Here is a 12,994-nt window from a genome sequence, read left to right as displayed (position 1 = left end):
TCACCACGCCGGCTTCCGCAAAAGCCAGGCTGCGAACCTGTGGGAAGCCGGACCGAGAGCGTACGCGCTCATCTGGTGCGATCCATGGTTTGCTGGCGACAGGATAAGTTTCGGGTTGTGGATGCCGAGGTCGAGTACCTCCTGGTATGCGAACGCCGCACGCAGTGTCAGGTGTCCCCAATCGTTGCCGGGCGAACCCGTGTTGACAGAGGCCGCGTTGATTAAGGCTTTCAGCAACGGGTCGCCGTCTTCGTTGCTCAAGTAGAAGTCCTTGCCCGTATTCGTGGAGCTGAGCGTTTCGGCCTGCGCGTCCCAATCGACACCGGTGCAGACCGGGAACGATTCCCAGACCAGCAGCGGAAGTGTCGCCCAGGAGTCGATGTCGCTCGCCGACGCGAAGTAAAGGCGATGCGTATAGTCGCGAAGACACCGTTGCACCACCTGCGAAGCCGTGATTTGTGTACGCTTCAACTGCTCGGGAGGCACCACCCATGCGGACAGCAGGTTCCCGTCAATCGCAAGCTGCATGGACATCAGCATGTCGCCGAATTCGCTCGTGGGCAGGTCGATCGCGTGATCGAAGTCGGCGAGCAGCTTGTCATAGTACGAAGTTCCCGGCAGCTTGCTCGACAGATACGTTGTCGCAAACGTTCCCGTGGCTTGGGACACTATCGCCTTGCTGGCATTCTTTGCGACCGCCCGCATCTCGTACGAGAGCGAACCATCAAGGCAGGTCAGCCCCGTTCCCTTGATGCCCAACTTCAGTGCCAGCTTCAACATGCTGCGGTAACGGTTGCCCTGCACCTGGTTGGTCGCGTTCACATAGCCCAACAGGTCCGCGCCGTTCTGGTCAAAGGTGAGCTGGGCAACAGACGAAGTCAGATCTGTCGTCGCGGAGGCGAGAAACGGAATCGTCAGACTGGTCTTGGCAGTGCTGTGAATGCCGTGGCTCATCACTGCGCTGTGAATCGTCAGGCCTGCCTGTGGTGCCTGCATGCGGAATACCGCAGAGGTATCACCGTCCAGCACCTGCAAAAACAGCGGTGCCGCCGCGCTGGAAAGATCGAACGATAGATTGAGCAGCGTTTGATTCTCGGTCACGGTCTGGTAACTGCTGGCAAAGGTGAAGTTGTACTTCTGGGTAAGTGCTGCCGCGGTCTTCGCGTACAGGTCGTCAAACCTGGTAAGCAGCCCCTTGATGGCCGACTGTATGTGCCTTAAGTCGTCCGAGGAAAGGACGGTTTTATCAAAGAACGCCGCCAGCCGGTTCTGCACCCATACATTCAGCTTTGCCGGATCGCTCGCAGTCGCGATTGCATCACCGACAGGATCGGCCGAGGAACCGGCTGCCAATGGCAGAGCGTTCTGCACCAGCAGATTGAATCGCTGCATCACGTATTCCTGCAGCTTGCGAATGACATTGCCAGGTCCGTCGGAAAGCATGTCGAGCGCGTAGCTGGCGATCTTCTGAACGTCCGCCTGGTGTGCGCCAAGCGAGAGGACCGAACCGGAACCAACCGCGTCTGCGATCGCCATCAGCCAACTCTGCCCCGGCAGCGTTTGCAGCCCATCTGACAGCGCCTTCTCAAAGGAGTTCTGGTCCCGCAGGTCTGTGAGCAGCACAAGGATTTCCGCCCTGTTTGCTGGATCGCCCAAGGCATTCCAGGCGAGTGTCTGCAGGTCGGTCGAAGCGCGCTGGGCAAGCGCGTTCCACTTCACCAGCGCGCCCTTCAGCAACCCGGTCGCCTCGGCAAGGGCGGCGTCGGCATCTACACCCGTGACTGCGGTCAGCAGCTTCTTCGCAGTCGTAATGGTCAGGGCGGCAGCGTTCTCGCCAAGATCGCCCGTGCTCCATGCCTCCAGCGTAGCGATACTCTTGCTCACATCGGCAACGATCTGCGGGCCGAACACTCCAAAGGACGCAGCCACCAGGTCCTCACCCTTCGCCGGCAAGATCTGACTGAGCTGGACACCAGCGGACAGGCTCAGGCCGAAGCCGTAACCGTAGGAACTGCCCTTGTTGATCTGCAAGGCGACGACCTGATCCGCAAGCAGCAATGGACGGCCCAGCATGACCAGGTATCGTCCGCTTACGCTGTAGTCCACGGTCGCGGTTGCCGCGGCATCCACCTTCACGCTCAAATCTTTGCTCAGCCCAAGCTGCTGCAATGTATCGGGCAGGTCGCGAGTATAGGTGTAGTCATAGCCGACACGGGCGTCCATCGAAAGTGCCAGCGACCCGTCCACTTCCGCAATGATCCACGCGCCTTGCGACAGGTTGGCCGCAGTCCTGATTTGTCGCGGCAGCTTGATGCATGCGGCCGCACGCTGCAGCGTCGTGCGCGCACCGGTGTCCTTGTGAAAGCGGTAGAGCACCGCGAAGCGTGTGGCGCCAGAGGACTTTGCCCCAAAGGTCGCGGAACCGACGACACCGATGGGCGCCGTTCCCGAAAGGCTGCCCTGCACCGTTGCATCAAAAGAAATCAACAGGAAGCGATCCTCGGCATTGGCAGGGAAGTCCGGTGTGACGGATGGATCGAGGCCAAGCCCCGCGATCGCGTTTGCCGCCGAACCAAACACTCCGATCCCGGTACGGCCGCCGGCTGAAAACGAAGCCGACAACGTGACGTTCGCTCCTCCGCCAATCGGCAGCGGAATGTTGCCGTTTGCATACTGCGCACTGGTGTCGCCAATCGCGATGTCGCGGTCAGGGAACGGTGCATCCTTTTCGAGCGCCTGCCACACGTCGGCATGGGTCATGGCATTGACGGTGAGCTTCGCAAGACCGAGATCGATATCCAAGGAATGACTCCTCCCAATTACAGTTCCCAATGGCATAAGCCGGGCCGTCGCGCGTGTCGCGTGTGTGCTTCCGGCGTTACCTGTCTTGCATTGCCCGCCACGTGACCGGACCTACAATCCCGTCTGGCACCATACCCCTCTGCCTTTGGAAACTTCGCACGGCGGCCTCCGTCGCAGGCCCGAACAACCCGTTCGGGGAAGGAATGCCAATGGTTTGCTGCAGCGCAGTAACGAGCGGTCCATTGTCTCCACGGCGAAGTGTGGCACATCCCGCTATGCCGTCGGTACCGGATGGCTCGTGAGGCGGAATCGGCACGGGAATATCAGAGGAGCTAAGCCCGGCCATGGCCGCGCGAAACACCGCCATGTCAAAGCTCGGGTCGCCTTTTCTTCCCTGCGGGCGAGCAAACTCCTTATGCCCGGCGCACCACTCCACCCCACGATGCAGATGGCGCAGGATCGCCGCCACGCCGAAGCGGTACGCGTCCATCTGGACGGGCGGCCAGGGGTCATCGGGCTGTCCCGTGTTCTCGGCTTCGATGCCGAGAAAATGGGTGTTTCCCGCCGAAACTCCCCGCCACGTGCCAGCACCCGCATGGTTGCAGCGGCCCGCCGCGATCACGTAATACGTGCCGTCGCGGCCCAGTCCCAGGTGTGCCAGCGGCCCGCTCAGATTGGCGCGACCCTGGATCAGTGTGTTCAGGCTCGGCATGTTCAGCGTCTTCGGACCTGCGGTGTGATGGCAGATCACGCCATAAACGGGACCCATATCGCTGTGACCGCGATACTGCCAACCATCCACGAGCGCGACCTTCAGGCCAGCCTTCAGCAGTACATCTGGCAACCACGTCAGTGAGTAGGTCGTCATGCGCGAACTCCTCCCGCCGCCATCGGCAACATCTCGTCCGTGGTCACGTCAGTGGTCTTGTCAATGTCGCAACCGTCGATCTCTGTCAACGGCGGTTGCGATGTGCGCCGTGGTGCGGTTTGCAGCGATGCAGCGGATCCGGCAAGTGGCGACGCCGTTCGTATAGGCTGGTCCGCTATACCAGCAACTGCATCGCCAGAGCCGGTCGCCGCTGAACTCTCAATGGACGCGTCTTCCGGACTCTTCTGGTGTGGCTTCACCGTCGACCGCACGATAATCAGGCGGTTCAAAAGATCGAACCAGAACGGTGCGCCGATCGAAACGGCGAACGCGGTCAGCAGCCAGCCCGCGATGTCCGGAGCCCAGTAATGCGCCAGCTCATTCCTCACGCCGTCCCGGGTCTTGGGCCAGCCGACCAATAAACTCAAATCGCCCAGCGACTTGCTCGCGGTCTCGTAGTTGATCGGCTCTGTTGCGTGTACCTTTTCTGCGCTTGAGACCACCAGGTCGCGAGCCGTCTTATCGTGGTACAAGGTCTCGCCGATCCGCACCGTGCTGATGTTCAGCGCCACTGCAAGCAGCAGGCCGAGCACTAGCAGGATGATCTGGGTAGATCGTTTGTACCACCCTGAAACCCGGTCCATGGCGCTGTCGTACCAGGCTTCAAGATTGGCCTGGGCCTTTGCAAGGTCGCCGGCAGCTCCGTCCAAAGCGATCAAGAGCGCGCGCTGCACTGCGGGATTTTCAATGCTCCCCAGGTTCGATCGGATCGCATCGAGTGTCACGGGCTCGGTACTGATCGTGCTGCCAGCCGCCTGCGGCCCGCGTGCGGCCATGTCCATCAGCGCAATGGCGAAGTTGCGGCTGGGAATGTAGGACGGCAGGTTGCGGCCTCTCGTTACAGAGAGGGAACTGGTATTCAGCTTCGGGTCCGGAACATACTCGCCAGAAAACAGACTGTAGATGAGTGGATGATTGTAGAAATGAGTTACCAGACCGGTGCCACTTGGGTCTTTCAGGATTTCACGCAGTCCAGCTTCCAGGTGCGATGCCCGTGTCTTCAGCCATGCTTCCAAACCTTCGCGCATCGCGCTGGCGATCAGACTACTAAGCAGGAAGATGAACACGATACCGATGGCAACATCGAGAATCGAAGACCCTAACACGGCAAAGCTCTCCCTTAGCGGTCACTTACACAAACCGGACGTAGAGACTACTATTCTTCTGAAAAACGGCATGTACAACAGTGCGGACCTGCTCATGCGCATCGCGTCATTTGGCGGGTCTGTTGGAAGGCGCCTCCAACGTATGCCGATCCGGATAGCACGTCAACAACAAAAAGTGAGTGCACCCAGATTGGTGCTAAGTTACAGCAGCTCTCGCTAGAAACACACCTGGCTCCCTAACTCAATCATCCTCCGGGGCTAACGTTTGCTTACATGGCAGAGACGGGCGGAGCACGACTCCCGGCGACACATCTGCACAATTTCTGATCGCGGTCCGCTTCAGGAGTTACTATCTTCCACAGAACCGGCCTGATCCAAGGAATGAGCGAAGACTGCGTAGCCGTCTCCACGCTTGGCCCTCTCACGCCCACTGCCGGTTTTCTGATTGTGTAGCTAACCCGAGCGCAGCACGAACGATCGCCGGAGAGCACGGATGAGCAGAGTCGCAAGAATGCTGACGGTGTCACTCACCGTGGCGACCGGCCTGCTTGTTCAGACCGGAAAAAAGCAGAACATCGCGGAAGAGGCGCCGCCGCACATCGCAAGTGCGCAAACCCTCTCCAGCGGAACAGCCGAGGTCGGGGACGGGCCGTGGGTTGCGTCCTGCCGATACTGGGCGGCAATCGACATCGCGGAAGCGGGGAAACGCGATACCGGCCGGCCCACTCGATGCGGTGAGGTTGGCCCAGAGCCGGCCCAAAGAGGCGACCGTGCGGAGCCTCCTAATGCATTTGGTTGGGGCATACCGAACCACGCAAACGGCCACGTCGATGTAACCACGATGGTGGCCGTTGTTCCCGATCCTGTTCACAGCGGTCTCGCGCTTGAGTTCGACCGGACCATGGACGCGATCCTGCTTGCAGCGGCCGACAACCACTATCTGAGTAGCCGGTATTGGCTGCCGTGGCAACAGCACCGTGGTACCGGGGCGAAAGACGAAGAAGGCGCGGCGAACTCATCGCCCGCAGCCGGCGAGCAGTCCCGCGAACGCCAGCCCGGCCTCATCGTGCTGCGGTATGCACCAGATGCAGCGGAATGGCCCAGCGACGAAGCAAGCAGTAACAACGGGCAGAACAGCGACACAAACCAGACCGCAAGTAACCTCAGGAAGAACTTTGCCTGGAACGCGTATGGCCGTGTCATCTACCTCTTTCTAGTCGCGGAAACACCCGCGCTCGGCGTAAACGGCGAACAGCTTCAGAACGCCCTCCGCTACGAAAGCATTCTGCAGGAGAGCTACGGTGCCCATCTTTCCTTGCACGGCGCGCAGCCAAACGGACCGCTCACATCCAAGGTCGCCCAGGCAGCAAAGCCGCCTCGATCGTCGTCTTCGCCCCCCGCAATTCGTTCCACGCAGGAACAGTCGCAAAGCACCACAATCTCATCCAGCAATACCGCGACCTCTGCCGTGCCCTGCCAAACCGTTCCAGCCAGGCAAGGTGACCGAAACCCGCCGCATCCGGAGCACGACCTGCTGGCCATCATCGGCCCGTCCTTCTCCGGCACCGCGGCATCGCTGCATGCCGGTGTTGAGGCTGCAAGACCGCAGCTTGGGTGCCCCGGCGTCTCCATCACCGGAGCGACCGGCACATCCGTCGCGCTGCACGAACTCGACCCTGAAAGTGCAGGGAACTACCGCTCGTTCGGCGAAGACAACCGCTTCGAGCAGGAACGCTTCCTCGAGGCGCTCATCGCCTCCGGGTATGACCTGAGCCGCGTGGCCGTGCTGTCAGAAGCGGGCACCGTGTTTGGAGCAACCACGCGGGTCTTTCACGCACCCGCGCAGAGCGAGACGGGGAACGGCAAGCTAAAACAAGACAGTCCATGCGTCCAGGGCCGCTCCGGGTGCTACCGTCTCGACGTCGATAAGCCGCTGGATCAAGCCGGAACCCTCCTGAACCTTCGCTTCCCGCGGGAGTTGTCCGTGCTGCGGAATGCAGCGGCAAACGACACGAAGCACACTGCGGGCACCGCTCCTACGCCCTATCTGGATCTTTCGCTCAAAGGTGACGCCGCCGACGACACCGTCACACGCTTCTCGACGACACAGAGCCCCCTCTCCATCGAAGCGCAACTCATGGCCATCGCGGATCAACTGAACAGGGCGCGCAGCCAGTTCATTTTGATCTCGGCCTCTAACGCCCTGGACGATCTCTTCCTCGCGCAGTTTCTGCATCGCGCTTGCCCGGATGCGCGCATCGTTCTCTCGGCCGGCGGTGATCTGCTCTTCGAGCGCGATGGCGAGAATGCCCCCTATATCGGGTCGGTATCGCTTTCCCCCTACCTGCTTTCCTCGCTCAGTTTCGGCGAACGCCCGCAGTGGCTGCATGCGGATTACCGCTCCGACCAGATGTACAACGCCGCCAGCTTCGCCTTCCGCGATCCGGCTTCGCACTCGCTGCCGTCCTTGTCTGGCTATTTGCGGCCACCTGCTTCCAGGCTCACCACGCAGATCCCGCTCTGGGCAACGGCAATCGGCGCCGATGGCTACTATCCGCTCGCAGTGCTGAGCTGGTGTGGCAGCAGCCAGCCGGGCCTTCTGGCGAGCATCTCGCTTGCTCCGTCGGGCAACGTCGTCAACGTGACGCAGTGCTCGGAAGAAGACGCTGGCTTTTCCCGAAAACGTACATCCGCTTCTTCGCCCGCCGTACCAGAATCCATCAACGTAAACTCCCGGATCGCGCCTGCGTTGTCGTGGGACATTCTCGCCATCCTGCTCTGCCTGGCATGCCTTGTCCACTCCGTCGGGCTTTCTGTCGCAGACCTTTGGTCGCCTTTCACGCGTGATCTTGCCATCGACCGCAACGATCTGCCACACCGGCGGGCGGTTTACCTGAACATCGGTGCTTCCGTTCTGGCGGCCATGGCTTTCATCACCGCCTATCCCATCCTGCGTGTCAGCCACTACTTTCCGATCACCAGGGGCTCACGGGCGGTCGCAATCGGCTTGCTGTGCTGCGCCGCGATCGTGTGCCTGTCCACGGCGCGCAAAACGTGGCGGTACTTCTACCATCGCCGCTGCCGTACCTACACGTTCTTCCATTGCATGGCAGCGGTCTCACTGCTGGGCACGGTGCTTCTCTGGGTAAGCATTTGCGATAGCGACTCGCTCTACGGTTACCCGAACTTCGCCGGCCTGTTCTTTAACTTTCGCTGCCTTCGGCCCCTAAGCGGTGTCAGCCCGATTTGCCCCGTGCTGCTGGTGCTGCTGGCTTGGTATTTGTGGGCGATCTATCAAACGGCGCGCCTCCGCTTCTCTCATGTCCATCGGCCTCGGCTGCCACGTCTTGTCGCGCGCGAGGGTCCATACGACCCACACCGGAACCCGTACCCGCTGTACGTTCCGGATGAAGCGCTTGAAAACTGTGCGCTGCAAAGAAGTAACTGTCTCTACGCCGACATCACATGCCTTCTGATTACTCGCGAGATCGCGGCACGCTTCCTGAAAGGTTCCAACGCCAACGCGCGTTCGCCGCTCTTCCGGCATCTGGACGCAATCATGGGACTGGCCTATGCGGCACTGTTCTGCTGCTGCCTTTTTCTGTTTCGTATCCATAGCCTGGACACCTTTGTCTTCAAGCCGTTCCTCTTCCCAAGTGCGCCAACGCTCTACGAACTTCTGCTCAAGGCGTTGTTCTTTCCGCTGCTGATGATTGCCTTTTCGGGCTGGCTGCGGGTCATGTTCATCTGGGCAGCTCTGAATCGCGGACTTCTGGAGCCGCTGGAACGCATGCCGGTTCGCTTCGCATTTGACCGCTACAAAAGCGGTGGGTGGGTAAGCATGCTGCGGCAGAAGGGCTTGCACATTCGCTGGCGCGACATGGCCCGGTCGACCGAGTCGATTCGGCAGATTGTGTACCACCCCGAGCTGCAGGCGCAGCCCGCCCTGCTTGCGCGCCTTTCGTTGGCGTACCAGGCAATCAATCTTCATATCCTGGCGTTGCAGCAGAACATCAGCGCTCCGCAACACGATGCGCCGCAACTCTCGGCCGGCGCTTCAGCAGGCGAGGGCGCCTGTTCCTCCAAACCGGCGGCGTTGGATCCAATGTGGGATCTGCCGAAGCACGACGCAGATACCTGCGGCATTCTCCACATTGAAGAAGGCTACGCAAATTTCTGCACGGCTCTGATCGACGGTCTACTGGCCGATTCTTGGGAGCGGCAGCGTTGCAGTCCGGTCGATCAAAACTCTCCTTCCGCGCAGGACGGCGAATCAGCAGGCACCTCCTCCGAACAGACGCCTTCGCTGCTGCACCTGGCCGAGGAACTCATCGTGGTTCGATACGTTTCGCTGATCCGTGCGGTGCTGCTCAACATCCGCTATCAAATGGTGCTGGTCACGACCACCTTCGTGCTTGCACTGGTGGCGTGGAACTCCTACCCGTTTCAACCGCACGCCTTCCTCGATTGGGCTTTCACCTTTCTGCTGGCCGTCCTGAGCTTCGGCTTCATCCTGGTCTTCGCGCAGATGCACCGCAGCGCCCTCCTGAGCCGTATCACCGACACAAAGCCAAACGAACTTGGCTTCGACTTCTTCTTCCGCGTCGTCACCTTTGGAGCCGTACCGGTGCTCACCTGGCTCGCCTACCAGTTCCCGCAGATCGGCGGCAGCTTGTACAAGCTCGTCCAACCGGGCCTGCAAATGGTCAAATAAGCACTCGGCCAGATGCGCGACAGAGTGTAGCGTGTTCGGCTTCACTGGTGCCGTACTCGCCGCCGGGCTGGCAGCAGAAGACACGTCATCGACGGCCTCCCGCACCTAAACTGGTGTGTATGCCTCACAACGCCCTTGCCGAAGCAGCCTCGTCTTACCTCCGCTCCGCCATGCACCAGCCAATCGCCTGGCATCAATGGGGCGAGCAGGCGTTCGCAAAGGCAAAGGCGGAGGACAAGCCGATCCTGCTCGACATCGGTGCCGTGTGGTGCCACTGGTGCCACGTGATGGACCGCGAGTCCTACGAGGACGCCACGCTTGCCGATCTGATCAACCGCGAATACATCGCCATCAAGGTCGACCGTGACGAGCGGCCTGACGTGGACACCCGCTACCAGGCGGCCGTGCAGGCCATTAGCGGGCAGGGTGGCTGGCCTCTGACCGCGTTCCTCACGCCCGAGGGCCACCCCTTCTTCGGTGGCACCTACTTTCCGCCGACGGAGCGCATGGGCCGGCCCTCGTTTCGCCGCGTGCTTGAAACCATGGCCGCCGCCTTCCGCGAAAAGCGGGAAGACGTAAACGACTCCGCCGGCTCCGTCATGCAGGCGATCGAGTACAACGAGGCATTCGCCGGCGGCGCAACCGATCTGCAGAACTCGAGCGCGGGCATCGCGCTCATCGACAAGCTGGTCGCCTCCACACTGCAGTCGTACGATCCGCGCCAGGGCGGCTTCGGATCACAGCCCAAATTCCCGCACCCGGGCGCGCTCGACATGCTGATTGACTCCGCATCCCGCTCCGGTCCCAACCACGCCAAGGCCGCCGAAGCCGCACAGGGCACGCTCCACGGTATGTTCCGTGGCGGCGTCTATGACCAACTCGCCGGCGGCTTTCACCGCTACTCGGTGGACGAGCGCTGGGTCGTACCCCACTTCGAAAAAATGAGCTACGACAACTCGGAACTCCTGCGCAGCTACGTGCACGGCTTCCAGACCTTCGTCGAACCCGAGTTCGCCCGCGCCGCCATCGACGTGATGCGCTGGATGGACGAGTGGCTTTCGGATCGCGAACAGGGCGGCTTTTACGCTTCGCAGGACGCGGACATTTCGCTGGATGACGACGGCGATTACTTCACCTGGAGCCGCGCCGAAGCCGAAGCCGTCCTCACGCCGGAGGAGTTCGCCATTGCCGGCCCGTACTTCGACATCGGCACCGTCGGTGACATGCACCACGATCCCTCGCGTAACGTGCTCTTTCGTCCGCTGGAGCTCGCCGCGGTTGCGCAACAGGGGGGCGTCAGCGCAAAAGAAGCCGAAGCTCTGCTCGCCGCCGCGAAGCACAAGATGTACGCCGCGCGCCTGCAACGCCCCACGCCGTTTATCGACAAGACGCTGTACACGGGTTGGAACGCGATGGCGATCCGCGCCTACCTGGAAGCGGGCAGGGCATTGCAGCGGCCCGCCGCAACGGACTTTGCACTGAAGAGCCTTCGCCGCGTCCTCGACGTGGCCTGGCGCGACGGCCGTGTGGGGCACGTGGTCGCCTGGGGTGATACAACCGCTCCCTCCGCGCCCGCGCCCAACGTGCCCGGCACCCTGGACGACTTCGTCTTTCTCGCCGACGCCTGCCTGACCGCCTTTCAGGTCACAGGCGACGCCACCTATTTCCACACCGCCCAGGCGATCGCGGACAGCCTGATCGCACGATTCAGCGATCACGAGAAAGGCGGCTTTTTCGACACGGAGACCTCGACCGCCCCGGCACTGGGAGCGCTTTCTGCACGCCGCAAGCCACTGCAGGATGCCCCCACACCCGCCGGCAACCCCGCCGCCGCCGCCATGCTGCTGCGCCTGGCCGCGTTGACCGGCAACGAGGACTACCAGCGCCGCGCGGAGGCGACGCTGGAATGCTTCGCCGGCATCGTGGAGCACTTCGGTCTGTATGCCGCGACCTTCGGTCTCGCCCTCGGCCTTTTGGCGCGGCCCGCGGTGCAGGTTGTCCTCATCGAAGCCGAACAGGGCACCGCCGCCGCGACCGGGCTCGAGGTCAACGCATTGGCCCGTCGCAACCTGGCGACCGAGCTCGAGGCCAACGCATCGGCCCGTCGCGATCTAGCGACGGAGCTCGAAGCCATTGCACTCGCGCGCTATGCCGTGAACAAATCCGTCTTCCGCATCCGCCGCGACCAGCTCGGCAATCTACCGCCCGCGCTCGCCGAAACACTTCCAAACCTCGACGGCGCTCTGGGAACAGTCGCCCTCGTCTGCGCAGGCAACACCTGCCAGTCACCGGCGCAAACCGCGGCAGAACTGATTGCAGCACTGCATGCCATCGCGTGACCCAAAAGTGGGTGCACCAGAAAAGGTGCGCTGTAACTTACACGTGCGCAGGAACTTACAGCATCACCTTCATTCCAGGGAACTTACAGCATCATCTTGATTCCAGAGAACTTACGCCTGCAGGGGGAGGGGGCGGGGTCATGACGACCGTCGTTGCCGGCATTCCAAGCGGAATGCCTTCCTTCTCAAACGCCTTCAACACTTGCTTCCGGATTTCACGCAGAACGCCGTCGCGCTGGTTCGCCTTCACCTTCAAATTGACCGGATAGATCACCTGTCGCCCGTCAATGCGATCGATGCCTAGCACATCCGGATCGGCAACCGCCACCTCGGCAAAAGCCGCATCGCGCCGCACCTCCAGAGCAACACGCCGCAGCACCTCCATTACGCGGTCCGGATCGGCCGAGGCATCCACGGAAACGGCTAAAGACGCGACGGAATACTCACGCGACAAATTCGACACCGTCGTAATCTGCGAGTTCGGAATAAAGTATTGCGTTCCATCGCCGTCGCGCATCGTTGTGGCCCGCAGTGAAATGTCTTCCACAGTGCCGGTCAGCCCGGAAATCCGGATGACGTCACCCACATTGAACTGATCCTCCAGCAGGATGAACAGCCCGTTGAGCATGTCCTTGAACAGCGACTGCGCGCCGAAAGAAATGCCGAGGCCAACGACGCCTGCCGAGGCCAGCAACGGCTTCAGGTCGATGCTGAACAGCGGTAAAACCTGCAGCAAAACCAGAAAGCCGATGATGCCGTAAGCCGTAGCGCGCAGGATGGCTGCAAGCGTGCGCAGTTGTGCGGCTCGGCGCGCGTTGCCGATGGAATTGTCCGCAATGTGCCGCATGCGCCGGACCGCAAACGCGACCAGGCGCTGCAGCACAAATCCGAAAAGCAGGATGAACAGCAGCTTTGGCAGATCGTGGCGCACAAACGAGATCAGGTCGGCGTGCCAGTCGCGCAAGAGGTCATGAAAATTGGTCCCGTCCGGAGCGGCGGGCAGCGATGCCGGTGCGGCGGTTGTGGGCGTTGGTGCGCTGGGCGGATTCGGAGCAGCCATTCGCTCCATCGTAGAACCGGCATCACGTGCCGTAGCATGGAGCGA

General features: G+C 61.4%; 6 protein-coding genes. 2 read left to right on the top strand and 4 right to left on the bottom strand.

From position 1 onward, the window contains the following. From ACOFKT_RS08010 to ACOFKT_RS08000, 3 genes are all read right to left on the bottom strand, one after another. Window positions 1-2,802, bottom strand: a complete 2,802-nt coding sequence (locus ACOFKT_RS08010) for a hypothetical protein (RefSeq protein WP_419806876.1) — start codon at window positions 2,800-2,802, stop codon at window positions 1-3. A gap of 76 nt (window positions 2,803-2,878) precedes the next feature. Next, window positions 2,879-3,670, bottom strand: coding sequence for an N-acetylmuramoyl-L-alanine amidase (locus tag ACOFKT_RS08005; protein WP_419806875.1), 792 nt, complete (start codon window positions 3,668-3,670; stop codon window positions 2,879-2,881). Then, complete coding sequence (locus ACOFKT_RS08000; RefSeq protein WP_419806874.1) at window positions 3,667-4,836, bottom strand: hypothetical protein; 1,170 nt, start codon at window positions 4,834-4,836, stop codon at window positions 3,667-3,669. The genes ACOFKT_RS08005 and ACOFKT_RS08000 overlap by 4 nt, the downstream gene beginning before the upstream one ends. Window positions 4,837-5,329: 493 nt before the next feature. Here ACOFKT_RS08000 and ACOFKT_RS07995 point away from each other — a divergent pair, with 493 nt between their 5' ends. Then, window positions 5,330-9,550 carry a hypothetical protein gene (locus ACOFKT_RS07995; RefSeq protein WP_419806873.1) on the top strand — a complete coding sequence of 1,407 codons (4,221 nt, stop codon included), beginning with the start codon at window positions 5,330-5,332 and terminating at the stop codon, window positions 9,548-9,550. Between the two features lie 119 nt (window positions 9,551-9,669). Beyond that, window positions 9,670-11,889: a thioredoxin domain-containing protein gene (locus ACOFKT_RS07990; protein ID WP_419806872.1), complete on the top strand. Its 2,220-nt coding sequence runs from the start codon at window positions 9,670-9,672 to the stop codon at window positions 11,887-11,889. Window positions 11,890-11,980: 91 nt separating this feature from the next. On the opposite strand, the gene ACOFKT_RS07985 is transcribed toward ACOFKT_RS07990, so the two are convergent. Further along, the gene (locus ACOFKT_RS07985; protein ID WP_419806871.1) at window positions 11,981-12,949 is read right to left on the bottom strand and encodes a mechanosensitive ion channel family protein; all 969 of its coding nucleotides are present in this window, start codon (window positions 12,947-12,949) and stop codon (window positions 11,981-11,983) included. Window positions 12,950-12,994 lie beyond the last annotated feature (45 nt).

The organism is Terriglobus sp., assembly GCF_965201105.1.
Lineage (GTDB): Bacteria > Acidobacteriota > Terriglobia > Terriglobales > Acidobacteriaceae > Terriglobus.
Note: the sequence above shows the minus strand (reverse complement) of the source record. Positions and strands in the feature narration are given on the sequence as shown.